This window comes from Desulfovibrio sp. 3_1_syn3 (assembly GCF_000145315.2).
Taxonomy (GTDB): domain Bacteria; phylum Desulfobacterota; class Desulfovibrionia; order Desulfovibrionales; family Desulfovibrionaceae; genus Desulfovibrio; species Desulfovibrio fairfieldensis.
Window position 1 is genome coordinate 77,501 of the sequence record NZ_ADDR02000003.1, and the last position, 24,395, is coordinate 101,895.

22 protein-coding genes and 2 rRNA genes (1 of these 24 cut by a window edge) are annotated in these 24,395 nt (G+C 60.7%); 18 read left to right on the forward strand and 6 right to left on the reverse strand.

What is annotated here, in order from left to right; translation table 11 throughout:
* The 3 genes from HMPREF0326_RS14765 to HMPREF0326_RS14775 form a co-directional block, all read left to right on the forward strand.
* Positions 1-1,546: ribosomal RNA gene (locus HMPREF0326_RS14765) — 23S ribosomal RNA — on the forward strand (it extends 1,386 nt beyond the left edge of the window).
* A 45-nt stretch (positions 1,547-1,591) separates the two neighbouring features.
* Positions 1,592-1,706 (forward strand): 5S ribosomal RNA (rrf, locus tag HMPREF0326_RS14770).
* Between the two features lie 373 nt (positions 1,707-2,079).
* Positions 2,080-3,156 carry an NAD(P)H-dependent amine dehydrogenase family protein gene (locus HMPREF0326_RS14775; protein ID WP_008686216.1) on the forward strand — a complete coding sequence of 359 codons (1,077 nt, stop codon included), beginning with the start codon at positions 2,080-2,082 and terminating at the stop codon, positions 3,154-3,156.
* 193 nt (positions 3,157-3,349) lie between these two features.
* Here HMPREF0326_RS14775 and HMPREF0326_RS14780 read toward each other — a convergent pair whose 3' ends face one another.
* Complete coding sequence (locus HMPREF0326_RS14780) at positions 3,350-4,501, reverse strand: KamA family radical SAM protein (protein ID WP_009303924.1); 1,152 nt, start codon at positions 4,499-4,501, stop codon at positions 3,350-3,352.
* 383 nt (positions 4,502-4,884) lie between these two features.
* On the opposite strand from HMPREF0326_RS14780, the gene HMPREF0326_RS14785 reads away from it, so the two are divergent.
* From HMPREF0326_RS14785 to HMPREF0326_RS14810, 6 genes are all read left to right on the forward strand, one after another.
* On the forward strand, positions 4,885-5,679 hold the full coding sequence (locus HMPREF0326_RS14785; protein ID WP_008686214.1) for a flagellar hook-basal body protein: 795 nt from the start codon (positions 4,885-4,887) through the stop codon (positions 5,677-5,679).
* Positions 5,680-5,724: 45 nt separating this feature from the next.
* A complete protein-coding gene (gene flgG / locus HMPREF0326_RS14790; protein WP_008686212.1) occupies positions 5,725-6,510 on the forward strand; it encodes a flagellar basal-body rod protein FlgG in 786 nt (261 codons plus the stop codon).
* A 44-nt stretch (positions 6,511-6,554) separates the two neighbouring features.
* The gene (flgA, locus tag HMPREF0326_RS14795) at positions 6,555-7,790 is read left to right on the forward strand and encodes a flagellar basal body P-ring formation chaperone FlgA (RefSeq protein ID WP_232224964.1); all 1,236 of its coding nucleotides are present in this window, start codon (positions 6,555-6,557) and stop codon (positions 7,788-7,790) included.
* A gap of 33 nt (positions 7,791-7,823) precedes the next feature.
* Positions 7,824-8,543 carry a flagellar basal body L-ring protein FlgH gene (locus tag HMPREF0326_RS14800; RefSeq protein ID WP_008686210.1) on the forward strand — a complete coding sequence of 240 codons (720 nt, stop codon included), beginning with the start codon at positions 7,824-7,826 and terminating at the stop codon, positions 8,541-8,543.
* A 425-nt stretch (positions 8,544-8,968) separates the two neighbouring features.
* Positions 8,969-9,397, forward strand: a complete 429-nt coding sequence (locus HMPREF0326_RS14805; protein ID WP_008686209.1) for a TOBE domain-containing protein — start codon at positions 8,969-8,971, stop codon at positions 9,395-9,397.
* A gap of 120 nt (positions 9,398-9,517) precedes the next feature.
* Positions 9,518-10,084 (forward strand): nitroreductase family protein, encoded by a 567-nt coding sequence (locus tag HMPREF0326_RS14810; protein WP_008686208.1) that lies wholly within the window; start codon positions 9,518-9,520, stop codon positions 10,082-10,084.
* 158 nt (positions 10,085-10,242) lie between these two features.
* On the opposite strand, the gene HMPREF0326_RS14815 is transcribed toward HMPREF0326_RS14810, so the two are convergent.
* Positions 10,243-10,572, reverse strand: coding sequence for a CGGC domain-containing protein (locus HMPREF0326_RS14815; protein WP_008686207.1), 330 nt, complete (start codon positions 10,570-10,572; stop codon positions 10,243-10,245).
* A 164-nt stretch (positions 10,573-10,736) separates the two neighbouring features.
* Positions 10,737-12,704: a molybdopterin biosynthesis protein gene (locus tag HMPREF0326_RS14820; RefSeq protein WP_008686206.1), complete on the reverse strand. Its 1,968-nt coding sequence runs from the start codon at positions 12,702-12,704 to the stop codon at positions 10,737-10,739.
* Between the two features lie 895 nt (positions 12,705-13,599).
* Between HMPREF0326_RS14820 and HMPREF0326_RS16460 the strand changes: the two genes are divergently transcribed.
* The 9 genes from HMPREF0326_RS16460 to HMPREF0326_RS14860 all read left to right on the forward strand — a co-directional run bounded on the left by HMPREF0326_RS16460 (position 13,600) and on the right by HMPREF0326_RS14860 (position 21,779).
* Positions 13,600-13,968: a helix-turn-helix domain-containing protein gene (locus tag HMPREF0326_RS16460; RefSeq protein WP_008686205.1), complete on the forward strand. Its 369-nt coding sequence runs from the start codon at positions 13,600-13,602 to the stop codon at positions 13,966-13,968.
* Between the two features lie 480 nt (positions 13,969-14,448).
* Positions 14,449-15,240, forward strand: a complete 792-nt coding sequence (locus HMPREF0326_RS14825; RefSeq protein WP_008686204.1) for an HpcH/HpaI aldolase family protein — start codon at positions 14,449-14,451, stop codon at positions 15,238-15,240.
* Between the two features lie 2 nt (positions 15,241-15,242).
* A complete protein-coding gene (locus HMPREF0326_RS14830) occupies positions 15,243-16,157 on the forward strand; it encodes an NAD-dependent epimerase/dehydratase family protein (protein WP_008686203.1) in 915 nt (304 codons plus the stop codon).
* Entirely contained in the window at positions 16,150-17,202 is a 1,053-nt protein-coding gene (locus HMPREF0326_RS14835; RefSeq protein WP_009303920.1) for a glycosyltransferase family 8 protein, read from the forward strand. Before HMPREF0326_RS14830 ends, HMPREF0326_RS14835 begins: the two co-directional genes overlap by 8 nt.
* 43 nt (positions 17,203-17,245) lie before the next feature.
* Positions 17,246-18,016 (forward strand): 3-deoxy-manno-octulosonate cytidylyltransferase, encoded by a 771-nt coding sequence (locus HMPREF0326_RS14840; protein ID WP_008686201.1) that lies wholly within the window; start codon positions 17,246-17,248, stop codon positions 18,014-18,016.
* Complete coding sequence (locus HMPREF0326_RS14845; RefSeq protein ID WP_008686200.1) at positions 18,017-18,724, forward strand: acyltransferase; 708 nt, start codon at positions 18,017-18,019, stop codon at positions 18,722-18,724.
* A gap of 229 nt (positions 18,725-18,953) precedes the next feature.
* Complete coding sequence (locus HMPREF0326_RS14850; RefSeq protein ID WP_008686199.1) at positions 18,954-19,589, forward strand: HAD family hydrolase; 636 nt, start codon at positions 18,954-18,956, stop codon at positions 19,587-19,589.
* Positions 19,590-20,112: 523 nt separating this feature from the next.
* Positions 20,113-21,117, forward strand: coding sequence for a hypothetical protein (locus HMPREF0326_RS14855; protein ID WP_008686198.1), 1,005 nt, complete (start codon positions 20,113-20,115; stop codon positions 21,115-21,117).
* A gap of 242 nt (positions 21,118-21,359) precedes the next feature.
* The gene (locus tag HMPREF0326_RS14860; RefSeq protein WP_008686197.1) at positions 21,360-21,779 is read left to right on the forward strand and encodes a hypothetical protein; all 420 of its coding nucleotides are present in this window, start codon (positions 21,360-21,362) and stop codon (positions 21,777-21,779) included.
* A 101-nt stretch (positions 21,780-21,880) separates the two neighbouring features.
* Here HMPREF0326_RS14860 and truA read toward each other — a convergent pair whose 3' ends face one another.
* The 3 genes from truA to fliJ are packed head-to-tail and all read right to left on the reverse strand — an operon-like array spanning position 21,881 to position 24,343.
* Positions 21,881-22,654, reverse strand: a complete 774-nt coding sequence (gene truA / locus HMPREF0326_RS14865; RefSeq protein WP_009303919.1) for a tRNA pseudouridine(38-40) synthase TruA — start codon at positions 22,652-22,654, stop codon at positions 21,881-21,883.
* Positions 22,654-23,949, reverse strand: a complete 1,296-nt coding sequence (locus HMPREF0326_RS14870; RefSeq protein WP_009303918.1) for a hypothetical protein — start codon at positions 23,947-23,949, stop codon at positions 22,654-22,656. The genes truA and HMPREF0326_RS14870 overlap by 1 nt, the downstream gene beginning before the upstream one ends.
* Complete coding sequence (fliJ, locus tag HMPREF0326_RS14875; protein WP_008686187.1) at positions 23,906-24,343, reverse strand: flagellar export protein FliJ; 438 nt, start codon at positions 24,341-24,343, stop codon at positions 23,906-23,908. Before fliJ ends, HMPREF0326_RS14870 begins: the two co-directional genes overlap by 44 nt.
* Positions 24,344-24,395 lie beyond the last annotated feature (52 nt).

Here is a 24,395-nt window from a genome sequence, read left to right on the forward strand (position 1 = left end):
TAAGGCAAGGCTGAAAGGCGTAGCTGATGGGAAACGTGTTAATATTCACGTACTTGTGTGTTCGCGCGAAGGAGGGACGCAGGAAGATAGGCGATCCGGGTGTTGGATTACCCGGTGCAAGCGAGTAGGCATGGGAAGCAGGCAAATCCGTTTCCCTTTATGCTGAGACGCGAGTCCGTGGGCGTAAGCCCTGAAGTCGCTGAGTCTATGCTGCCAAGAAAAGCTTCTAAGTTTAGAACACGCAAACCGTACCGGAAACCAACTCAGGTGGGTGGGATGAATAATCCAAGGCGCTCGAGAGAACTCTGGCCAAGGAACTCGGCAAAATAACCCCGTACCTTCGGAAGAAGGGGTGCTCCTTTAGGTGAAGCGATTCACTTGTTGAGCCTGAGGGAGCCGCAGAGAAATGGTGGTGGCGACTGTTTACTAAAAACATAGGTCTGTGCGAAGTCGTAAAGACGACGTATACGGACTGACGCCTGCCCGGTGCCGGAAGGTTAAAAGGAGGGGTCAGCGCAAGCGAAGCTCCGAATTGAAGCCCCGGTAAACGGCGGCCGTAACTATAACGGTCCTAAGGTAGCGAAATTCCTTGTCGGGTAAGTTCCGACCTGCACGAATGGCGTAACGATCTCCACACTGTCTCGGCCAGAGACTCGGTGAAATTGAAGTCGCGGTGAAAATGCCGTGTACCCGCAGAAAGACGGAAAGACCCTGTGCACCTTTACTATAGCTTGACATTGGGATTTGAACCTGCATGTGTAGGATAGGTGGGAGGCTGTGAACTCTGTACGCTAGTATGGAGGGAGCCATTGTTGAAATACCACCCTTGTTTTTTCAGGTCCCTAACCCTCAGCCGTAAGCCGGCGAGGGAACAGTGTCTGGTGGGTAGTTTGACTGGGGCGGTCGCCTCCTAAAATGTAACGGAGGCATGCAAAGGTTCCCTCAGGCTGATTGGAAACCAGCCGTCGAGTGCAAACGCATAAGGGAGCTTGACTGCGAGAGAGACATCTCGAGCAGGTACGAAAGTAGGTGTTAGTGATCCGGTGGTCCCGAATGGAAGGGCCATCGCTCATTGGATAAAAGGTACGCCGGGGATAACAGGCTGATCGCATCCAAGAGTTCACATCGACGATGCGGTTTGGCACCTCGATGTCGGCTCATCACATCCTGGGGCTGAAGCAGGTCCCAAGGGTACGGCTGTTCGCCGTTTAAAGTGGTACGCGAGCTGGGTTTAAAACGTCGTGAGACAGTTTGGTCCCTATCTTCTGTGGGCGTTGGAGAATTGAAAGGGCCTGTCCCTAGTACGAGAGGACCGGGATGGACGCACCCCTGGTGGACCTGTTGTCGTGCCAACGGCATAGCAGGGTAGCTATGTGCGGAAGGGATAACCGCTGAAAGCATCTAAGCGGGAAGCCTGCCTTAAGATAAGTTCTCCCTGACGCAAGTCCTGAAGGGCCGAGGTAGACTACCTCGTTGATAGGCTGGGGGTGGAAGCGCCGCGAGGCGTGGAGCTGACCAGTACTAATAGCCCGTGAGGCTTGTTCTCTTGAAAAACTCCTTCCTTCCCTGTCAATTATATTTTGACAAATTTTTTGGCAGCCATAGAGAAGAGGGTACACCCGATCCCATTCCGAACTCGGTAGTTAAGCTCTTCCTCGCCGATGATACTGCATAACGTCATGTGGGAAAGTAGGTCGCTGCCAAAAATTGCTCGGAAGCCCCCCTCGCCGCTCTCAGCGCGTGGGGGGCTTCTCTTGTCCGCTCTATGCTGCCGCGCCTGCGACCTCCCCCAACTCCGCGAATTCCCGAACCATCCCACCGCTTCCTTCATCCATCCCTCCCTTCATCACCTTGCCTTGAACCGGTCAGACTGGAAAACCCTCGGAGCCGCTTCTAAAACTGCCCAGGGAGCTTTTTTGCCGCTGGGGGATATCCTCTCGGGCTTCTTCGCGCCTGCACGCCGCTTCCTTGACGGTATCTCGGCGTATCCTGCCCACTTGTGCTTTGCCGCTTCCGGCACTAACTCTCTAGGATAGAGACTGTTTGTCTCTCCTACCTTCAACTTCAAGGAGAACGGCCATGGCTAAGTTACGCATCGCGCAGTACGGCTGCGGTAAAATGGCTAAATATACCATGCGCTACGTATATGAAAAGGGCGGAGAAATTGTGGCTGCCTTTGACGTCAATCCAGAAATTATAGGCAAGGATATCGGCGAGATCATGGGTGGCCCGGCCAGGGGCGTGAAGGTGCGTGACGCCGCCGAGGCGGATGCCGTATTGGCCTCTCTCAAGCCCGACGCCTGCATTATCACCACCATGAGCCTGATGCGCGACATCCGCGACGCTCTGTTGGTCTGCGCCAAAAACGGCGTCAATGCCATTACCACCAATGAGGAAGCCATTTTCCCCATGAACTCCTCGCCCTCCCTGACCCGCGAGGTGGACGCCCTGGCGAAAAAGACCGGCTGCACTATCAGCGGCTCGGGCTATCAGGATGTTTTCTGGGGCAATCTTATCGCCACATTGGCCGGGGCCATGCACAAAATCAACAAGATCCGGGGCAGCTCCAGCTACAATGTGGAAGACTACGGCATCGCCCTGGCCAAAGCCCACGGCGCGGGCCTGAACCTGGCCGACTTTGAGAAAGAGATCGCGGGCGCGGACAATATTTCTCCGGAGGAACGGCAGAAACTTATCGACCAAGGCGAATTTCTGCCCTCCTATATGTGGAACGTCAACGGCTGGCTGGCCGAACGTCTGGGCCTGACCGTCAAAAGCCAGGTGCAGAAATGTGTTCCTCAGACTTGTGACAAGGAATTACATTCGGAAACCCTGGGCATGACCATTCCCGCAGGCCATGCCACGGGCATGTCCGCTGTGGTCACCACCGAGACCGAGGAGGGCGTGACCCTGGAAACCGAGTGCGTGGGCAAGGTCTACGCGCCCGAGGAATTTGACCGCAACGACTGGACCCTTTACGGGGAACCGGACACGCAAGTGGTCATCAACCGCCCGGCCACGGTGGAATTGACCTGCGCCACCATTGTGAACCGTATCCCGGATCTGATCAATGCCGCTCCGGGCTATGTGACCACGGATCTGATGCCCGTCAACAGCTACAGGGTCAAGCCGCTGGAGGCTTATCTCGCCAAGTGATGGCCTGTCACGCGCCCCGCAAGCCGAGCGTGGGTATTGCATCTGCACTTTATTACCGTGCCTCCGCAATGGGGCACGGTTTTTTATGGAGGCCGCCGTGAAGAACTCGAAACGTCAAAGCCCGGCCATTCCAACAGCCGGGCTTTGACGTTGCATCACCGGAGCATTCCGCAATTTTCTCGTGTTGACATGCTCAGGCGGACGCGCCCACGGAATCCTCCGCGTCTTCCCACGGAATCTCACGCACATCCTTCCCGCCCAGCCAGCGCTGGCCAGGGCGCAGCGTCACGCTGAACAGACGGCCCTGGTCTTCCTGCGTCTTGGCTTGGTGATACTTGAAGAGCCAGCGCCCGTTTCCCACAGGACCGAGTATTTCTATCTTGCCTGTCTCGTGCGAAAGCACATAGCGGAATGCCTTGCCCAGGCCGTTCTGCATTTGCTTGGCCTCTTCCACGATGGCGTAGGCTTGCGCAATGGGCACCTGGAAGTTGTTTTTTACTCCGGTTACAGGGCGGCATTGAAAAACGTAGTAGGGCACGACGCCCCGGCGCACCAACTCCTTCAGCAGCTTTCCCAGGGTCGGGCCGTGATCGTTGACGCCGTGCAGCAGCACTGTCTGGTTGCGCACCATGACGCCGCATTCCTGCAGGGCGTCCAGGGCCCGCTGGGCCTGAGGGCTCAGTTCGCGCGGGTGGTTGAACTGGGTGACCAGACAGAGATGTTTTTGCGCGCCGTATTCTTTGAACAGGTCCAGCAGCTTCTGATCCATGTAAATCCGCATGGGCAGAACCACCGGCGTGCGGCTGCAAATCCTGACGACATCCAGATGCTCCATGCCGCTCAGCTCCTCCAGGTATTCATGGAGCACGGGCGTGGGGTTGAGCAGGGCGTCGCCGCCGGAGAGCAGAACATTGCTGATCTCGTGATGCTTGCGGATATATGCCAGGACCTTGTCGCGCCGCGGCCGCGTTTCCCGGCCTTCCAGACCCACCAGGCGCTTGCGGAAGCAATGGCGACAGTACATGGCGCAGGCATTGGTGGAGAGAACCAGCGCCGTCTGTCTGTACTTGTGCTGCAAGCCTGTCAGCACCGTATTTGATGCTTCGCCGCTGGTGTCGAGGCGTCCGCCCGGGTCAAGCTCGTCCAGGGCGGGAACGCACATCTTCCGTATGGGATCATGAGGATCTGATGGGTCGATCAGAGACAGATAATAGGGCGGAATCGAGAAGGGAAACCGCTTGCTAATCCGTTGCAATTGCTCCAAATGCTCTTCCCGGAAGAAGATGTGCTTTTGCAGTTGCTCAGCTGTCGTCATATTTTCATTGAGCATATTCTGCCAAGGCATGGGCGCACCTCCTTTTTCGGATTGTATCAAATACATAACATGTTGTGTGGATACAAGGCAAGTTATTTTTGCGTTACTGTTTTTGCCGGTCCGACGATGTTCCGTATTTCAAAATGAGAAAAGTTTTCTTTACTTGTTGTACTTCTATGTAATAAATAATTAATTAACTGATATAGAATATAAAAATATTTACTCAGAGTCGGTCCGGAGTGTCTGCAAATCCATAGGGCTCCGTTCACGTCCCGGCCGCCGCGCGCAAAACGGCCGGCCGTGCCGCCGCTGATTGGCCCGCTCCTTGCATATTTTCCGGCAAAGGCCTCTCCGGCCTTGGGCAACGGCTTCGTCCCGTTTTGGGCAACAAGCTGCGGACAAAGGAGTTTTTTATGCAAGACGCGTTGTTTAGCGGGCTGTTCGGCGCGCTGACCACAGAACACCGCATGAACTTCATCGCCAATAATTTGGCGAACGTGAATACCCACGGCTACAAGCGCGACACCCTGGCATTCAAGGATACCATGGCCTCCTACGCGCATGACGAAATCCGTGAGCCGCTGATGAACCTGCGTTCCGCCCCCCTGTTTCCCGAGCCCAAGAACATGGCGCGCCCGCGCGTCGCCGTGTCCAAAATCGACTTTTCCCAGGGCTCCATGCAGTTCACCGGCGATCCGCTGGATGTGGCCATCAACGGCGAAAACGCCTTTTTCCGGGTAACCACGCCCAACGGGGATTATTTGACGCGCAACGGGCATTTTCTGTTGTCCGGCGACGGCACGGTGATGACCCCCCAGGGCTATCCGCTCCAGGGAACGGGCGGCAATGTCGTCATCCCGGCGGGCACGCGCAATGTGCTCATCGGCGGCGACGGCCAGGTCATTGCCGACGGAGCGGTGGTCAACCAGATCGCGCTGATCAACGTGGACGATCCGCAGAACCTGGAAAAACTGGGCCATAACCTTTTCCGCCCGCGCGAAAAAGTGGCTGTGGCCGAGGGCGACGCCTACCTGGCCGGTGCGCGGTTGGAGCAGGGCTTCGCCGAAGCGGCCAACGTGCAGGTGGTGACGGAAATGGTCAATATGATCGAGGTGCAGCGTCAGTTTGAGGCTTATCAAAAGGTGATGCAGTCCTCGGACAGCCTGGACCGTGCGGCCAATGAAAAAATAGGGCGCCGTCAGGGCTAGCCCGCGCGCGGCCCTCCCGCGTGACTGAGAGAAGGAGAAATCCCCATGATGCGTTCCCTGTATACCGGCGCCACGGGCATGGTGGCCCAGCAGCTCAACATCGACGTCATTTCCAACAACCTGGCCAACGTCAACACCACGGGCTTCAAAAAAAGCCGGGCCGAGTTTGAGGATCTGATGTACCAGACCATGAAGATCGCCGGGTCCATTACCGAAGGCGATAACCGGCTGCCCGTGGGCATCCAGGTGGGCATGGGCGTGCGGCCCACGGCCGTGCACAAGTTCTTCACCCAGGGCGACTTCCAGAATACGGGCAACGCCCTGGACGTGGCCGTTGAAGGCGACGGCTTTTTCCAGGTGGATGTGAACGGCGAACTGATGTACACCCGCGCCGGTTCCTTCAAGCTCAATCAGGACGGCACCGTGGTCACGGCCAACGGCTACATTCTGCAGCCGGAATTCGCCGTCCCGGCGGAAACCAAGAACATTTCCATTTCCTCCACCGGGCACATCGCGGCCCTGGACAGCGAGGGCCAGGAAATCGCGGGCGCGGAAATTCCTCTCTACACCTTCATCAACCCGGCGGGCCTGGACGCGCGCGGCCGCAACCTCTACACGCCCACCGAAGCCTCGGGCGCGGAAACCGAAGGCGTGCCCGGCACGGACAACGTGGGCACTCTGGCCCAGGGCTTTCTGGAAATGTCCAATGTGGAAGTGGTGGACGAGATGGTCAATATGATCGTGGGCCAGCGCGCTTACGAGGTCAACTCCAAGGCCATTCAGACTTCGGACTCCATGCTGGGCATGGCTGTGCAGCTCAAGCGCAGTTAGGGCATTTCAATTAGGAGCGAAGGGAGATGCGGGGCGGACGGCATATGCTTGCCATGCAAGGGATTTCGGCGCGAAAATCGGCTGTTGCGCCGGTTCTGGCCGTGGTCCTGGCCTTGCTCTGCGCCCTGTGGCCCGCGCCGTCGCGGGCCTGGCCCCAGGGAGGCGTGCCGCAGGCCGTCTGGCAGGACAGCGAGCGCAACAACCGCCGCTCGCCCTCGCAGATCAAGCGCCAGTTGCGTCCGCCGCAGGTGCGCGCCGCCCAGTTGCCCTTGGCCGACGATGCCCAAGACCAGCGCGCGGCCAAGACCCGCGGTCTCATCGCGGCCAATGCCGCGCCCCTGGCGGCGCCCCCGGCGTCCGGAGACCAGTTGCCCATGCTGGAACAGGGCGAGTGGCGGCTCAAGGTGGCCCCGGCGGCCGTGACCAATACCGACAGCGTGCTGCTGGGCGACATTGCCGCGCCTCTGGGGCATATGGACCCCGCGCTCTGGGGCGACCTTAAAAGCCGCCGGCTCTGGCCCGCGCCGCCGGAAGAGGGTAAACCCCTTCAGATCAACCGCTCCCGCCTCTCCCAGGCCCTGCGCCAGAGCCTGGGCAATGAGCTGGCCGCGCGCTGCATTCTGCCCACCTCGCTGGTGATCCAGCGCGGCGGCCTGGTGTTCAGGGAAGACGACCTGCGTTCCTATGTCGTCAAAAGCCTGACGCCGCAACTGTCCGCCATGCCCGGAGAGGCGGAACTGAACGAGTTTCGTCTGCCGGAATACATTTTCCTGGCGCACAGCCAGCAGCGCGTCCAGCTGGAACCCGGCAAGCTCACGCCGGGCCGCGTGCCCCTGCGCTTCGCCGTGCAGGAGGCGGACGGCACGGTGCTGCGGCGGGTGTCCGGCACGGTCAACCTGACCCTTTGGATCACCGTGCCCGCGGCTTCCCGGCCTTTGGGCAAAGGCGACGCGCTGACGCCCGAAGCCGTGACCTTCATGCGCATCAACGCCAGCCAGCTGCGCGATCTGCCCTGGGACGGCCACGGCGGCCCCTGGCAGGTGACGCGTTCCCTGATCACGGGCGAGCCCATCCTGCAGAGCGATCTTGCCAGCCAGCTTATGGTCCGGCGTGGCACGATACTGAGCTTGATTTACACGCGCGGCAATCTGCGCATGACCACCCAGGCGGAAGCCCTGGCGGACGGCGAGCCCGGCGCCACGATTCCGGTGCGGAATTTGCAGACCAAAAAGCAGATCTACGCCACCGTCAAAGACGGCAGCACAGTGGAGATACATTAGGCCGTCTCATCGCGGCTGAGAGGAGTGGAGCGTATGAAGACACAACTGATCGTCCCGGTCCTGGGGCTGGCTTTTCTGCTCTGCGCGGCCTGCGGAGGCGGCGCCCACAAGCGCCCGGCCCTGCAGCATCCGGTCACGCCGCCGCAGGAATACCGCCAGGAAACCAGCGGCCCGAACAATCCCGGCTCGCTCTTCGCCGCCAGCGAGGAGGACACCCTCTTTGCCGACAGCCGCGCCCGGCGCGTGGGCGACATCGTGGTGGTCAAACTGGTGGAAAACACCAAGGCCCAGAACAAGGCCGAAACCACGGCCAACAAGGACGGCTCCAACGACTACCAGGTCGCCGCCATGTTCGGCAAAAGCAAGACCGGCTTTGTGCCCCTGGTGGGCATCGGCCCGCAGGCCCGCGTGGGCACGCCGGTGCTGAACACCTCGTCGGTCAGCGATCTCTCGGCCACGGGCAAGACCAAGCGTGAAAATTACGTGACCACCTCCATGGCGGCCCGTGTCCTGCGCGTACTGCCCGGCGGCCTGCTGCAGATCGAGGGCGCGCGCGAGATCCGTGTCAACGAGGAAACCGAGTACATGGTGGTGCGCGGCATGATCCGCGCCAAGGACGTGGATGCGGAAAACAGCGTCTATTCCACCCAGATCGCGGATGCGAGCATTGAATACTACGGACGCGGCGTGCTGGCCGACAAGCAGAAGCCGGGCTGGTTTACACGGCTGATGGATAATATTTGGCCCTTCTGAGGCGTGTCCGCTGAAAAATAGAAACAGAATTTCCAAATGCCGGGCGTGCCCCAATCACGCCGGGATACAACATCCGGCCTCCATCCGGATGGCAAAAGGCGGACTCCCCCTCCGCCTTTTTGCATGCCCGGGATATTTTTTCTAAAAAAATATCTGAGGGCCGTCGATTAAGGATCGGCGGAGGCAAAAGCGTGAGAATGATCACGCTTTTTGTTGAAAACGTGATTTTAAAGGGGTTCAGAGAGTTGACGGCGCGCGGGGAGTGGAATTACCCCGCGACAAGGCGGGATGGGCACCGGAAAGCGTGACAGGCTGGACCTTTGATCTGAAAGCGTTTATATAATCAGGTATTCAATAATGACATTGCGGCGGCGGAAAACCGTCGCCATAGATGCGGACTTCGCGCCGCAGCAAGGAGAAAGAGTATGAAAACCAGCGCAAGAAATGTTTTTCACGGCAAAGTTGTTGCGGTCCGTTCCGGCGCGGTCAATGATGAAGTGGAACTGAGCGTCGAGGGCGGCCAAACCATTGTGGCTTCCATCACCCAGGCCAGCACCGAAAAGCTGGGCCTCAAGCCCGGCGTGGAAGCCATGGCCCTGATCAAGGCCAGCTTTGTCCTGCTGATGAACGACGCCGAGGACTATCTGCTCTCCACCCGCAACCAGTTCAACGGCACGGTGGCCAAGGTCACTCCCGGCGCGGTCAATGCCGAAGTGCTGGTGGACCTGCCCGGCGGCGCGGGCATCACCTCCATCGTGACCATGGGCAGCGTGGACAAGCTCCAGCTGGCTCCGGGCAAAAAAGTCACGGCCATCGTCAAGGCCATGCACGTCATCCTGGCCGTGTCCAAGTAAGGCGCGGGGCAGCGTTTTTTCGCCTGAGGGGGCGCGTCGCACGGCGGCGCGCCCCTTTGTCTTTGGTGCGGAGTGGAGGTATGCTTGGAGCGTGTCATTTTATTCGTAAGGAGAAACAATATGAACATTCTGGAATGCATCAGAACACGACGCAGCATACGCACATATACGGACAGGCATATTGAGGAGGAGACCCTGCGCGAACTTCTGACGCTGGGCGTCAAGGCGGCCACGGGCTCCAACGAGCAGCCGTGGGGTTTCGCGGTCATTCAGGACAGGGAGGAAATCCGCTTCCTTTCCGAAACGGCCAGGGCCTGGCTTCTGGAAAATCTCGACGCCTACCCCTATTTTGAGCAATACAGGGAGTGGCTGGACAAACCTTCCTACAGCGTGTTCAACCATGCCGACACCTTGTTGCTTATTTACGGCGATACGGCGTCCCACTGGTATGTCTACGACTGCACTCTGTGCGCGGCCAATATTATGCTTGCCGCGCACAGCATGGGCATCGGCTCCTGCTGGCTGGGCTTCGGCGAGCATGTTCTGGATACGCCCGAATTCAAGCGGGCTCACAACGTGCCGGGGTCCTACTCCCTGGTCTGCCCCATGAGCCTGGGCTACAGCAAAGGAAAGCTGCCGCCGTCGGAGCGGAGAGAGCCCCTGGTATTTTCCTGGCAAAAGGCCTGAGCGGGTTTCCCAGACGGATAAAAAAGAGGGAGCGGCGTCCGGACATGCGATACGGCCGCCGCTCCCGCTTTCATCTGAAGCAAGGCGATCCGCCTTGGAGCGGATTACCTTTGAGAAGGTGCCAGTTTTCGCAGCCGCCTTTTCAAAGTTATTTTGCTCTAATGGGTGTATTCCAGCACCGGGAAATCGTCTCCCAGTTTGCGGCGGATGGCCGCCAGCATCATGTCCCGGTTGGGACAGGGAAAGCCGATGGGGTTGCCCTTGGTGATACAGGAGGCCAGGGCCACGGCCTCGGCGCCCCGGTCGCGGAGCATCTGGGCGCGCAACACGGCGCGCTTGCCGGGACAGCCCCCGCAGGAAATGAAGCCCACCACCTCGCAGGCCCCCAGAGCTTCAAACGAGCCCTTGCCTTTGGCGGCCGTGACGAAGTCCGTGGTTCCGGGGCAGTAATCCTCTGTCTGCTGGCAACGAATAATGCCGACTTTCATGGTATGTCCTCCTGATATATGCGTGTAACTTCGAGCCCGTGGCCCTTTATGCCGTCGCGGCAAACCGCTGCGGTTTTACAGCGGAACAGTGGAATAATGGGAACATGGGGCGGCGGGCGATGTGGGCCGCCTGAACATTGCTCGCCGCCCAGGCGCATAACGTTCTATTCCCCCAATCGGACGCCGGGCCGCATGATCCAGCCGGTGAGCCGGGTTTCATAGCCGCCCAGATTTTCCAGGCGGGTTTTGAAGGCATCGGCCAGCAGCATGTCGCGCACGGCCAGAATGCGCGGGTCTTCCCAGAAGCGTTCGGGAACAGCCAGATCATAGCGCTCGCGCGCCAGGGGCACGAAATCCAGGCCCAAAGCCCGCGCCGCCGCGAAAATGCCCATGCCGCAGTCCGCCGCGCCGGTCAGCACGTTGACGGCCACGGCCATATGGGTGCTTTCCTCCTTGGCGTAGCCGTCCACGTCGGCCGGCTTGAGGCCCGCGCGCCGCAGATGCCAGTCAAAGAGAATGCGCGTGCCCGCGCCGCGCTGGCGGTTGATGTAGCGCAGGCCCCGGCCCTTGAGATCCTCCACGCCCTGAATGCCTTTGGGGTTGCCCGCCGGGACGATCAGGCCCTGCTGGCGGATGGCCAGATTGAGCAGGATGATTCTGCCTTCGGGATAATATTTGTGCAGAAAGGCGAAATTGAAGTCGCCGGTGTCTTCTTCCAGCAGATGCATGCCCGCCATATGGCAGACATTCTTTTTCAGGGCCGTGATGCCGCCCATGCTGCCCACGTGCGCGGAAATCAGGCGGAAGGCGTGCGGCAGGCCCATGAGTTCATCGGCCAGGAGGTCCAGCACGTTGTCGTGGCTGCCCACGCAGATCAGATTGTCATAGAGCCGGGCGGGCGGCACGGAAAGCCGCGCCCGCACCAAGCTGCCTTCGGCCGCGCCCTCGGCCTCAGCCGGGATGCGCATGACCGCCTGGGCGCGCGTCACGGTGCTGATGTTGCCCGCGCCCCGGTTGAGCGGGATGCCCACAGCCTTTTCCCCCACCCGGCCCACGGCCAGATGCACGAATTCCTCCAGGCCCAGGCGCGAAGGCAGGCTGCGGGTCAGCTCCACTTCGATTTCGGGCCGCGCGGGCAGGGACCGGTGGGCCAGCAGGCAGATGGCCGGGGTGATCAGTTCCTCAAAGCAGATCAGGCTGCTCACCGGATAGCCCGGCGCGCCGAACACGGGCCGCCCCCGGCAGATGGCCGCCAGCGAGGGCTTGCCGGGCATGGCCGCGATGCCGTGGACCAGAATTTCCCCTTCGTTTTCCAGGATCGAGCGGGTGTAGTCCTTGCTGCCCGCCGAGGAACCGGCGCAGAAGATGACTACATGCGCGCCCGCGTCCAGGCTGTCCCGCAGGGCCGCGCGCAATTGCTCAGGCTGGTCCGGCACGGGTTTGACGCGCTCCACCCGGCAGCCCAGCTCGCGGGCCAGGGCCGCCAGAACCTGGGAGTTGGATTCCACCACCTGCCCCCGGCCCGGATCGGGCCGTTGTTCGAAATCCAGCACCTCGTCGCCGGTGGGGATGATGCGCACCAGCACCCGCTCCCATACCGGCACCTCCCAGATGCCGCCGGAGAGCAGGGCCCCTACGTCGCAGGGCCGGATCTGGTGGTTGCGCGGGAAGAGCAGTTCCGTGGCCACAATGTCCTCGCCGATGCGCCGCACATGCTGCCAGGGAAAGGCCGGGGCCTCGATGCTCACTCCGCCCTTGCCGTCCACGGCCACGTGCTCGATCATGATCACGGCGTCGCAGTCCGCGGGCAGGGGATGGCCGGTATTGACCGCGAAACAGCTTTCGCCCTCGCGCAGCAACACGGGCTCGCCCTCGCGCGCCGCAAAGGTGTCGGCCGCGCGCACGGCGTAGCCGTCCATGGCCGCCGCATGGCAGTTGGGTGATGAGTAGCGGGCGTGCACGGCCTCGTACAGCATTCGGCCCACGGCCTCCTGGGCCGGGCAGAGCGTTTTGCCCGGCGCGGGCGCGCGGGCGTCACCCCGCGCTGTGGATCGGGCCAGGGCGTTCAGCACTTTGGCCACTGCCTCGGGCAGGGGCAGGGTTTTCAGATAGACATTGCGTTTGAAAGACATGGGCTTCTCCTGGGGCCGATGGCGCCAATTGCGCGGATAAACGTGTTCCCGGCCAGCATAGCCGCTTTGCGGGCAAAGGGAAAGAAGGACGGGCTTTGGCGGGGCCGCGCGGCGGCGATCATGAAAAAACGCCGGCCGGATAGCCCTGACGCCGAGGTCCACCGAGGTCCACGGATAGGGGCAGGTTAACCGATGACCCCTCCCCAATTCTATCTGCATTTTTTGAATATTTTTTATTTCAATTAGTTGTGTTGTCATTGGGGATGGGAAAGGAGTCTTTTTAAATAATGCAACTAGTTATGCCCGAAGGTTTTATAGTCAATTTATGCATATATTTTTTATATTGTTTGTTGAATTTTTTTTAGCTATGTTTTCTACTTGTATAAATGTTTATTTAAATTTATTGAATTTTGCTATCTATAATATAGCAGTATATACAATTATATCATGTTTATTTTTATGTAATAAACTGATTGCATTGACGATTTTTTGTGCTATAAACATAATATAAATCAATTATAAAAGCATATAAGCCGGTGTATTCTGATTAGAAAGCAACTACGGATATACAGATAGCGTGCAGGGCTTACTATCGCCCAACTCGCCGGGATGGCTGATGTGCACTACACTTGCTGAGATTGAGCGGGGAAATGGAAACCCTCGATACGATACGTTATGTGGTTTTTCCGCTGGATTAGGTCTGCCTATCACAGCTTTCGTTCAACACGAGGACATGATGATGCGGGATATATTGAATCCACGAAAGAGCGATTAGTCTTGATCAATGAATTGACAGATGCAGAACGCCAGAAACTGAATCAACTTGTTTTTATCTTCCAAAAGAATCAATTCATGGAAAGAGAAAGAGTAACCCTAACATTTTAGTGTAAGTTCGATGGCTAAAAATAGTTATAAAGAATCAGAGGAGTTGTTACGTATTGGAGAGCGTATAAAACGTTTTCGGGAGCAGGCCGATTTGACGCTTGCTGAACTATCGCGATTATCCGGCGTGCCGGCAAATACAATATCTAACATTGAACATGGACGCGAAAATCCTTCTTATTATCGAATTTTCGATATATATAAAGGGGTAGGATTGCCTATTTCTCTGGTAGTACAAATTGATGATGGTTCTCCGCGTGAAATAAGACAAGAATCGACTAAAGAACTGATTAGATTTTTGAAGAAGGCTTCGGATGAGGAAAGACTAAAATTCCAGCAGATGGATTTTATTTTACAGCGTCTTTCAAAATGGAAAGAGTAGGGGGCCTGATAATAAATATGCCCCCATAGTTAGAGAGCGCCCCCACTTTTCGCAAGTGGGGGCGCTCTCGTTACCGGGAGAAGGGAGCCCTTGGTCCTGGCTTTAGGGCGAACTGCGGCAGCCGCTTCGGGGGTGTCATTTCTGCGGGCTGGGCCTCTGGGCCTTCACGATCTGGTTACGGCCTTTCCGTCTGTGCCGCGCGATCTTTTCCACCGTGAGGTGCGCTACTCAAGTACGTGAGCAGCAAAAACGCGCCGATATCGCCGCCCGCGCGGAAGAGGCGGATTTTGTAAAATAATTGCAAAGGTACAGGAAGGCTGGGGCAAGAGTGTTTTTCTTTTTCACTCCGGACACAAAAAATGCTCATCCTATTCATTTGATTGCCCTGCATGCCCCCGGCGGAGATATTGCGCCCCGGACGGCCAAGCGCTATGCTGCATCGTCCCGCAACCCCAACCCCCGGCGGCAAGCCGTTTTCATATGACAGTACATGACATCCGCGCCCTGCTGGCCCGCGACAAGCCCACCGTGGGCACCTGGCTGCAACTGCCCTCCACGGACGTGGCCGAGCTCATGGCGCGCGCCGGATACGACTGGGTGGCCGTGGACATGGAACACGGCTCCTTCGGCCGCACCGGCCTGCCGGATATCTTCCGGGCCATTGAGTGCGGCGGGGCCGCGCCCTTCGCCCGCCTGCCCGAGGCTGCAAAAAGCCAGATCAAGTCCGCGCTGGAAGCCGGGGCCCAGGGCCTGATCTTTCCCATGATCGAAAGCCGGGAACAGCTCGACCGGGCCATTGACTGGTCCGTGTATCCCGGTCAGGACAGTTGGCGCAAGGCGGGCGAAACCGCCGCGGAATATCGCGGCGTGGGCTATTGCCGGGCCAACGTCTTCGGCAAGGATTTTGAGAACTACCGGCAAGAACGCGCGCCGGGGCTGTTCTTGGTGGCCCAGATCGAGCACATCCGGGCCGTGGACAATCTGGACGCCATTCTGACCCATCCCCGCCTGGACGCCATCATGGTGGGGCCCTACGACCTTTCGGGCAGCATGGGCCTGACCGCGCAATTCGACCATCCGGACTTCCAGGCGGCCATGGCGCGCATTCAGGCGGCCTGCCGCAAGCACAAGGCGCGCATGGGCCTGCATATCGTGCAGCCGGACCCGGCGGAACTGGCCCGGCAGGTGGCGGCGGGCAGTCGTTTCATCGCCTACGGCATTGATTCGGTATTTTTATGGCAAGGGGCCGAACGCCCCGGCGTGGAGAACTAGCTGTGAAAATAACTGTTTTCGGCGGTTCCGGCTTTCTGGGCTCGCATATCTGCGACAAGCTCTCCGAGGCCGGGCACGCGGTGACCATTGTGGATTTGCATCCCTCGCCTTGGCTGCGTCCGGACCAGACCATGCTGACCGGCAATATCCTGGACGAAGAAACTGTGCGCCGGGGCGTGGAAGGCGCGGACATGGTCTTCAACTACGCGGGCATCGCGGACATCGGCGAGGCCAACAACCGCCCGGTGGACACGGCGCGGATCAACGTCCTGGGCAACGTCATGATCCTTGAGGCCTGCCGCAGGGAGCGGGTCAGGCGTTACGTCTTCGCCTCTTCCCTCTATGTCTACGGCAAATCCGGCGGCTTTTACCGTTGCAGCAAGCAGGCCTGCGAGATTTATATCGAGAACTACCAGGCCATGCACAAGTTGCCGTATACCATACTGCGCTACGGCTCGCTCTACGGCCCGCGCGCGGACAGGCGCAACGCCATCCACCGCTTTGTCTACGAAGCCCTGACCACGGGCGCGATCACCTATTACGGCGCGCCCACGGCCCTGCGCGAATACGTGCACGTGGACGACGCCTCCACGGCCACCCTGGCGGTGCTGGCCCCGGAATTCGAGAATCAGAACATCATCATTTCCGGCAACCAGCCCATGCGGGTCGGGGATCTGTTCAAGATGATCGGCGAAATGCTCGGCAAGGAGCTGACCATCAACTATCAGAACGATCCCAACAGCGGCCATTACCAGGTCACGCCCTATGCTTTCATGCCCAAGGTGGGCCGCAAGCTGGTGCCGCCGCTGACAGTGGACCTGGGGCAGGGCATTTTGCGGGTCATGGAAGATGAGCACAGGGAACTGCACACGGAATTGCAGGCCGAAGGGGGATATCTGGTCCCCACGGATGACTGAGACGGCGCCTGACGCCTTGGCGGGCGGCGACGCCCGGCCTTTTTGCGAGCCTGGTCGCGCGCCTGCCCGCAAGTCCTCCCGTCTGGTGACGTTGGGCGTCACCGGCGACTGGGCCTTTGCGGCAGGGACATTGCTGCTGGCCCTGCGGCGGCACAATCCGGATCTGGGCGCGGACATTCTCGTCTTTCACGACGACGGCCTGCGCCCGTCGGACCGGGCCCTGCTGGAAGGCCTGGGCGCGCGTTGCGAGCCGTTTGCCGTGGCCTGTGATGGTCTTCGACCCGAGGCCGTGCGCCTTCTTTCCCCGCTCTCCCTGGCCAAATTCGCCTGTTTCCGCCTGCTGGCCGACTATGAAAGCGTGCTCTGGCTGGATACCGATCTGGTGGTGCAGGACGACGTGGGGGATGTCTTCAGCCACGGCCCGCTGGCTCTGGCCGTGGAAGATCCTGAATTCACCGGCGAGGGCCGCACCTGCGGGGCGGCTGTCAATTTTTATGAGCCCGTGCCCGGTGTGGACGGCGACGCGCCCAATCTGAATACCGGCGTCATGGTCTGGCGGCGCGGCCTGCGCGATCCGGAGGCGCTGGAGCGACGCTGTCTGGATTTTCTGCAAGCCCATGGTCCCAAGCTGCGCTATCCGGATCAGGCGGCTCTCAATGCCTTGGCCCAGTGGATGCGCATCGAGCGGCCCGGCGAACTGGCCGAACTGCCCCGGCGCTTCAACTGCCATCCGCGCAATCCGGCGGCCGTGTATGCGCCTGTGGTGCATGCTTTCGGCGCGTACAAGCTCTGGAACGACGGGCTCACGGCCGCCTGCTTCCCCGAATGGCAGAGGGATTACGCCCGCTGGCTGCGCCTGGGCGGCAGCCCCTATGCCGGGCCGGTGGACAACGCGGCCTACGGCGAGGGTGGGGCCTTCTATCTTTTGCGGGGGCTCTTTGATACCATCGGCAAAAGTGAACAGGCCCTGAACTCCCTGCGGGAGCGGCTGGCCGCCGAAAGCGCGGCGCGGAAAAAACTGGAAGATCTGCTGCGGCGTCTGTAGCCGCGTACATAACATCGCCATCTTTTCCAAGGAGAAGGAATCAATGAACATCATCGCCATCATCCCGGCGCGCATGGGTTCCAGCCGCTATCCCGGCAAGCCGCTGGCCCTGATCCACAATGTGCCTATGGTGGGCCATGTGACCTTCCGCACGGCCATGAGCAAGGTGCTGTCCGATACCTATGTGGCCACCTGCGACAGCATCATAGAGGATTACTGCAAGAATGCGGGCCTCAAATGCGTGATGACCGGCGACCACCATGTGCGCTGCTCCACGCGCACCGCCGAGGCCCTGCTCAAGATCGAAGAGGCCACGGGCAAGAAGGCCGACATCGTGGTCATGGTCCAGGGCGACGAGCCCATGGTCCGGCCGGAGATGATCGACGCCGCCGTGCAGCCCATGCTGGACGATCCGTCCATCAATGTGGTCAATCTCATGGCCGAGATGGACACCCTGGAAGAATTCGAGGACCCCAACGAGGTCAAGGTGGTGGTGGACCGCTTCAATAACGCCCTGTATTTCTCGCGCGAGCCCATTCCGTCCCGTAAAAAAGGCTCGGATAAGGTGCCCATGCGCAAACAGGTCTGCATTATTCCCTTCCGGCGCGATTATCTGCTCCGCTTCAATGAAATGGAGGAAAGCCCGCTGGAAATCTACGAATCCGTGGATATGATGCGTATTTTGGAATACGGGGAAAAAGTGCGCATGGTGCCCACGGACTGCCGCACCTGGAGCGTGGACACGCCCGAGGACCTGGCGCGCGTGGCCCGGCTCATGGAGGGCGACGACCTGATGCGGGAGTATAGCAAGTAAATGGCGCGGCCCGCTTCGCCCGCCACGCCTCCGGGCGCGCCGGGCTCTTCCGATTCCTCCGGGGCTTCCGGTTCTTGCGGCTCCTGTGGGGCGTGCGGCCCAGGCGGCCCGGGCCATGTAGACAAGCCGTCGGCCCAATCCCGCCTGGGGGCCGCCCTGGAAGAGTTCTGGATCGCGCTTTTTGCCTGGGTGCCCACGCCTCTGGGCCTGGCCCTGCGCCTGCTGGCCTGGCGCTGGCTGTTCGCGGCCTGCGGCTCGGTGCGTTTCGGCACGGGCCTGACCTTGGCCGGGTGCCGCAATATGCGTCTGGGCCGGGGCGTGCGCCTGGGGCGGGGCTGTTTCGTGACCGCCGGGGGCGGCAGCCTGACGCTGGGCGAGAATGTGGCCGTGTCGCCCTGCGCCCATCTGGGGGCCGACAACGGCCGCATCGAGATCGGCGCGCAGACGGCCATCGGGCCGGGCACGGTGATCCGCGCGGCCAATCACCGCTTCGCGCGGCAGGATCTGCCCATTATGCACCAGGGCCATCAGCCGGGCCAAGTGATTATTGAAGACGATGTCTGGATCGGGGCCAACTGCGTGATCACGCCCGATGTGCGCATCGGGCGCGGGGCCGTGGTCGGCGCGGGCGCGGTGGTGACGCGCAATGTGGCTCCTTTTTCCATTGTGGCCGGGGTGCCGGCCAAGGTTATCGGCCGCCGGGGCTAGGGGCTGTCCTAAATTGGTTCTTTTGCCTTCCAGCTTCGTCAACCTGCGCTTTTTGCTCCAGTCGCGTACCATTGAGAGTATACTCCTTTCGCAAAAAGCTTGTTTTCCTCGCTGGAAAGGAAAAACTCCTCAATTTAGAAACAGCCCCGGAGCGTTTGACACTTGAAATGCTCTCGCATGCGCCGTTGCAACCGGGACAATACGTGACATTATTTTTTGAGGAAAACTTATGCCTTTGCAATGTCTGGTTTTTGACTGCGACGGAGTGATTCTGGACAGCGTGCCGGTCAAGACGCGGGCCTTCGCCCGGCTGGCCGAGCCTTTCGGCCCGGAAGCGCGGGACCGCTTCGTCATGTACCATACGGTGCACGGCGGGGTCAGCCGCTACAAGAAGTTCGAGTGGTTCTTTCGCGAAGTGCTGGGCCGCGAGATCAGCCAAGAGGAATCCACCCAATGGGGCCGCCGCTTCGCGGAGTATGCCCTGGACGAAGTGCGTCGCTGCCCGCTGATTCCCGGCGTGCGGGACGTGCTGGAAAGCTGGCACGGCAGATTGCCGCTCTATGTCTGCTCCGGCGCGCCGGAAGAGGAACTGCGCCTGGTGCTGCACGAACGGCGGCTGGAAGGCTATTTTACCGATATTCACGGTTCGCCGCCCGCCAAGGCCCAATTGCTGGCCGAAATCGTGCGCAGCGCCGGGGTGGAGTCCGAAAACGCCCTGATGGTGGGCGACGCCGTGACGGACCGCGACGCGGCGGAACAGGTGGGCACCTTGTTCTACGGGGTAGGGCAGGAGCTCAAGGGCGGCCCCTTCCCCTGGGGCGAGGATCTCACCGGGCTCAATGACTGGATCAGGGCCAGAGTCTGATTTGAAAAATTAGACATCCAAAACCTGTAGGGTTTTGCGGGGCGTAGCCGCCGTGGGTCAGTGAAAAACGCGGTTTTTCGCTGATGATCCTGCGAAAATTGAGAGCATGGCTATGCTCGAAATTTTTGCAATCAGCCCCTAGAATAGATTACCTTTGAAACGCTTTGCGCTTCAAAGGGGGCATTCCGGAAAAAGCGCGGTTATCGCTGCTGTCGATCCCCGTATGGCTCCGTTGTCGCCAACGGGGACAGCCCTTCGGGCTGCCTTCGGTCGCTTTTCCGGAATCCACGCCGCGTTGCTCTCGATGCCTGTACGCCCTTTGGGCTACAGGCACGGCCCTACGGGCCGCCCGTCGGGTCGGTCTTCGCGGCGCACCTCAGCGCGTTCGGCGTTAGAGCATTTCAAAGTTGAAATGCTCTGGGCTGCGGAAGCACTGATTAGAGCCATTTTTCCTTGCTTTGTTGTACGCATTCCCGCCTCTCCGCTGGAGCCCCGGCACAGAGGCACAACCCGGTTTATTCCCATGAAAAAAGCACTATTTTTGTTCTGCTGCCTGTGCCTGGTCTTTGCTCTGGCGGCTTGCGGTTCCGACGACGACCAGAAAAGCGGCAGGGCCGCCGGACAAAGCGCGCCCGCCTCACCTGACGCCGTGCCGTCTTCGCCGGGGGCTGCCGCTTCCGCTCCCTCCGTTGTCCCCGCGCCCGTATCCCGGCCTCCGGCCACGCCTGAGGAAAAGAAGCAGGCCGACAGGATGGTGGCCTTTTACAATACCGCCGCCGGAGTGCTGGCCAGCGGCTGGTACGGCCAGCCCGACGCGTTGCTGACCAATGTGCGCGCCTATCTGGAAAACTGGCGGCTCGCGCCCCGGCCCGCCGTACGCGGCGCGCGCGGCGAAGCGGCCAAAGGCCTCGCGCCCGCCAAGGGGCTTTTTTCGGCTGAGGTGGAAGCGCATCTGGCTCAATGGGTCACGGACATGGACAAGTCCCTGGACGCCATGTTGGCGGATTACAAGGCCCTGGAAAAATACGTGCGCGACGACAGCATCCGGGACGACGGAGCCCAGGGGAAAAAGCTGGCGGCAAGCCTGGGCGCGGCCCATGCGACCTTTATGGCCGCCCGCGACAGTTATCTGGAAGTTGTGGAGGCCCGGGCCGCGCAGGCCGAGGACGTGCTGCTGCGCGACCATCCGCTTCAACGGCAGATTGTGGCGGCTGAAAAGATTTTTTCCCTTTTCCGCAAGGCTGCCGGATTGCTCGGCCCGGAAAAGCCGGATAAGGAAGCCCTGGAGCAATTGCGTCAGGAGCTGGAATCCGCCATTGCCCTTGCCGGGCGGCCGCCTTTCCCGGCTTCGCCGGAACTGGAATGGGTTTACCGGGCCTTTCTCAAGGAAGCCGCGCTCTTTCCCCAGGGACTCGCGCGCGGTCTCTCCGAAGGCTTTTACAGCCCGTTGCGGCGCGATCTGAATAGTATCGTCGGTCGCAGCCGCGAGGCGTATAACGCCTTTGCGCGGGCGGCCAATCAGTCGTAGCGCAAAATATTTTTGCAAAGCTCCGGCTTCCCTTCTCCGGAAAGCGGAGTAGCTCATCCCGGCAACCGTCAAGACGCTGACAGTTGTCGGGATTTTTTATATCCAACCTATGAATAATTAAGATAAAAACATGCTTGGCAAGCTGTTTGCAAAAAGGAGAACGGAAAAGTTTTGCGTGTCCGGCCAGGTCCGGCAATTCAAGAGCGCCAAGTGCGCCGATTTCGCCAAGTTCGGAGGTCAGCATGTTTTTTTTGCTGGGAGGCAATGACAAAAAAGCCCGCAAGGCTGAGAAACAGACGCGGGCGTCCGACGCCACCGCGCGCGTGCGTGACGTCTTTCTGGCCGGACGTTTTCCCGTGGTGACCACCCATCAGGTGGAGGGCCGCCGCATCGCCAAGGTGCTGGGCCTGGTCTGCTGCCGGGGCTATGACTCGGAAGAGGCCTTTTTCGGCATGGCGTGCCGGGCCATGAACAAAGGGGCCCAGGCCATTGTGGGCTATAATGAAAATGTGGCCTTTCATCCTGACGGCAGCAAATATTTCTCCTGCTTCGGTACGGCCGTCATGTTTGAATACGACCCGGCGGACCCGGATTCCCTGCCGCTCATGCTCCAGCAGAAATTCAGGGAGCGGGAGCAGCAGCCCAACAGCGATATGATTTAACAACTTCTCCTCAGTCCGGCGCGGGCAGAGGAGAAAAATCCTCAGTGCGCAGCAAGGCGCCAATGTTAAAAAGCCGTCGATTACCGACGGCTTTTTATGTTTCAGGCATATTCCACGCTGGCCAGCGCCAGCCCCCCGGCCGGGGCCGTGGCCGAGGGCACGGCCCGGCGGTCGCGGGCCGCCAGCAGGTCCGGCACGTTTTCAGGCCGGATTTTTCCCTGCCCGCAGGCCGCCAGCAACCCGGCCATATTGCGTACCATCTGCTTGAGAAAGCCGTTGGCCGTGACGGTCAGGCGCAGCCCGGGCGCGTGCGGAGGATAGAATTCGCAGGGCGGCGGGATGTCCAGTTCCGCCCGGAAAACGGTGCGCGTGGTGCTTTCCATGTCCGTGCCCGCGTTTTGCAGCCCGGCGAAATCGTGCTCGCCCAGCAGATGGGGCAGGGCCGCGCGCATGGCTTCCACATCCAGCGGGCCGCAGTTCCAGAAAAAGGGGGCCAGTTGCGGCGGCACAAAGGCGCGTTCCTGCCAGAACTGGTACACGTAAGTTTTGCGCAGGGCATCCTTGCGGGCGTGAAAATCCGCCGCCGCGGGCTCGGCCGCCAGTATGCGGATTTCCGGCGGCAGCAGGGCATTGAGGCTGCGCTGCCAGCGCAACCCGGCCTTGGCGTCGGGGACATCGCAATGGGCTACCTGGCCGTGGGCGTGCACGCCCGCGTCGGTGCGGCCTGAACCGTGCACCCGCACCGGCGCGCCGGCCAGCACGCGCAGGGCGGCTTCCAGCTCGCCCTGAATAGTGGGCGGCGGCGACGGCTTTTCCTGGATCTGCCAGCCGCTGTAGCCGGTGCCCAGATAGGCCAGCAGCAGTTTCAGGCGCATCAGTCCGGCAGCCTCATGCGGGTGATCAGTTCCGTGAACTTGGCGGTCTTGACCGGATTGGTATAGGTCAGGATTTCACCGGACTGCTTGGGAGCCATGCCCGAGAGAATACGAATGGCCACGCGCTCGTCCATGCTTTCCAGCGCCTTGGCCGCCGTCCGGGGCTTCATGTTGGCATACATCTGGATCAGATTGCGGATTTTTTTGTCTTCCAGGCCTTTGGCCTCGCGGATCATGTCCTTCATCTTCTGTTCGGCGTCCTGCAAATCTTTCAGGCGCTGGTCCATCTGCTGCCGGAGCATGAGGATATCCTGCTGCTGGCGGGCCAGGTCCTGGGCTTTATCGTTGGGATCGCCGGGGGGAGCGGTGGGCGTCACGCGGGGCGCGGGCGGCGGCAGGGTGGCGGGCTGTCCGTTTTGCGGCAGCGAGGGCAGGGCCGAGGACGCTCCGGCGCCGCGCGGAGGCAGGGGGGCTCCGTCGGTTCCCTGGCCTCGCGGAATATCGGCCGGAATGTCGGGCGCGCCGGGCATGGCCATGGGCGCGGTCTGTTCCGCCGGGGCAAAGGGGGACGACGCGGCCGGGGCCTGGGGCACGGGCATGTCCAGCGCGGCGGCGTGCGCGGCCTGAACGCTGCCGAGTCCCGGAATGGGCAGGCTTTTCAGGTCCAGTATGTCCAGAAGGCCGTCGTCGTGGCCGGGTTGTCTGGCCGGTGCTGCGGCCAGCAGGGATACGGGATTTTCGGCCGGAGCCGGAGTGCCGGCCTCGGCCACGGGAGCGCCGAGAGGCGCGGGAGCGGGCAGGCTGGGCGGCGTGAAGGCGGCACTGTCCGCGTCAGGGACGCTGCGGACTTTGGCCGTCACCAGCGGTGCGGGAAGCGCGGATTCCGTGCCCGCCTGCTGCGCGTGCCGACGCGGCTTCGCGGCGGCGGCCAGTTGCGCGGCGGCGGAACCCTGAGGCATGTCGCCGCCGGGCAGCGGGTCTGTTTGAAGGTCTTGTCCGGAGGATGCGGCCGCCGGGGCGCTTTTTCGCAGATTTTCCCGGGAATCCGGGTCGCGCGATGCCGTGGCCGCCGGGCTGACCGAGGCGACGGGGCCAGCCTCAGGCACGGTTTCCCGCGTGGTTTTTTGAGTATCCAGCCGCGCCGTGTCATTCGGCACGCCGCCGAGCCAGGCGGGCAGGGGCACGTCCAGCATGAGCATGCCCAGAATGGCAAGTTTGATAAAGCAAAGCACCGCCAGCCAGCGAAAGAGCCTAGAAAGACGGAGCCTTGTAGCGGAGGGTCGCGATTTCGTCATTGAAGCGTTGCTCCTTCAACTGTTCTTCGCGGGCATGGTAGTGTTTCTGCCGTTCCTTGAGTTTTTCCAGCAGTTTTTTGTCTATGGCGCGGGCCGCCAGCAGATTTCTGGCTTCCTCCACCATCTGGGCCAGCATGCGCGCCTGGAGGGAGGCTGCGGCCACGTCGCCGCGCAGGCCCTTGACGTATTGCTCCAGCAGCCAGCGCTCACCGGCTTCCATAAGAGCTTCGTTGCAGAGGCGGTCCTGGGCGCCCCGGAGTTCGGCCTGGAGCGCGTCCAGGCGTTCCCGGGCCTCTTGGAAGCGGCGCTGCGCCGTGGCCAGGCGCACTTTGGCCTCTTCTTCCAACTGCTCCCGGTAGTCAAGCACCTTCTGCATTTTGAAGCGAAACGGCATGCAAACTCCGCCTTGTTTTTGACGCCTGTCCTGAACCGCCAAAGGGAATTGC

What these genes read in the sequence shown, in the direction of transcription:
- HMPREF0326_RS14815 (WP_008686207.1), bottom strand. Translation starts at nt 10,572, where the DNA reads ATGAAAGTCGGCATTATTCGTTGCCAGCAGACAGAGGATTACTGCCCC.
- HMPREF0326_RS14780 (WP_009303924.1), bottom strand. Translation starts at nt 4,501, where the DNA reads ATGCCTTGGCAGAATATGCTCAATGAAAATATGACGACAGCTGAGCAA.
- HMPREF0326_RS14775 (WP_008686216.1), top strand. Translation starts at nt 2,080, where the DNA reads ATGGCTAAGTTACGCATCGCGCAGTACGGCTGCGGTAAAATGGCTAAA.
- HMPREF0326_RS14860 (WP_008686197.1), top strand. Translation starts at nt 21,360, where the DNA reads ATGTTTTTTTTGCTGGGAGGCAATGACAAAAAAGCCCGCAAGGCTGAG.
- HMPREF0326_RS14845 (WP_008686200.1), top strand. Translation starts at nt 18,017, where the DNA reads ATGGCGCGGCCCGCTTCGCCCGCCACGCCTCCGGGCGCGCCGGGCTCT.
- HMPREF0326_RS14810 (WP_008686208.1), top strand. Translation starts at nt 9,518, where the DNA reads ATGAACATTCTGGAATGCATCAGAACACGACGCAGCATACGCACATAT.
- flgA (WP_232224964.1), top strand. Translation starts at nt 6,555, where the DNA reads ATGCTTGCCATGCAAGGGATTTCGGCGCGAAAATCGGCTGTTGCGCCG.
- HMPREF0326_RS14855 (WP_008686198.1), top strand. Translation starts at nt 20,113, where the DNA reads ATGAAAAAAGCACTATTTTTGTTCTGCTGCCTGTGCCTGGTCTTTGCT.
- HMPREF0326_RS14820 (WP_008686206.1), bottom strand. Translation starts at nt 12,704, where the DNA reads ATGTCTTTCAAACGCAATGTCTATCTGAAAACCCTGCCCCTGCCCGAG.
- HMPREF0326_RS14785 (WP_008686214.1), top strand. Translation starts at nt 4,885, where the DNA reads ATGCAAGACGCGTTGTTTAGCGGGCTGTTCGGCGCGCTGACCACAGAA.
- HMPREF0326_RS14835 (WP_009303920.1), top strand. Translation starts at nt 16,150, where the DNA reads ATGACTGAGACGGCGCCTGACGCCTTGGCGGGCGGCGACGCCCGGCCT.
- fliJ (WP_008686187.1), bottom strand. Translation starts at nt 24,343, where the DNA reads ATGCCGTTTCGCTTCAAAATGCAGAAGGTGCTTGACTACCGGGAGCAG.
- HMPREF0326_RS14850 (WP_008686199.1), top strand. Translation starts at nt 18,954, where the DNA reads ATGCCTTTGCAATGTCTGGTTTTTGACTGCGACGGAGTGATTCTGGAC.
- HMPREF0326_RS16460 (WP_008686205.1), top strand. Translation starts at nt 13,600, where the DNA reads ATGGCTAAAAATAGTTATAAAGAATCAGAGGAGTTGTTACGTATTGGA.
- flgG (WP_008686212.1), top strand. Translation starts at nt 5,725, where the DNA reads ATGATGCGTTCCCTGTATACCGGCGCCACGGGCATGGTGGCCCAGCAG.
- HMPREF0326_RS14870 (WP_009303918.1), bottom strand. Translation starts at nt 23,949, where the DNA reads ATGACGAAATCGCGACCCTCCGCTACAAGGCTCCGTCTTTCTAGGCTC.
- HMPREF0326_RS14800 (WP_008686210.1), top strand. Translation starts at nt 7,824, where the DNA reads ATGAAGACACAACTGATCGTCCCGGTCCTGGGGCTGGCTTTTCTGCTC.
- HMPREF0326_RS14805 (WP_008686209.1), top strand. Translation starts at nt 8,969, where the DNA reads ATGAAAACCAGCGCAAGAAATGTTTTTCACGGCAAAGTTGTTGCGGTC.
- truA (WP_009303919.1), bottom strand. Translation starts at nt 22,654, where the DNA reads ATGCGCCTGAAACTGCTGCTGGCCTATCTGGGCACCGGCTACAGCGGC.
- HMPREF0326_RS14825 (WP_008686204.1), top strand. Translation starts at nt 14,449, where the DNA reads ATGACAGTACATGACATCCGCGCCCTGCTGGCCCGCGACAAGCCCACC.
- HMPREF0326_RS14840 (WP_008686201.1), top strand. Translation starts at nt 17,246, where the DNA reads ATGAACATCATCGCCATCATCCCGGCGCGCATGGGTTCCAGCCGCTAT.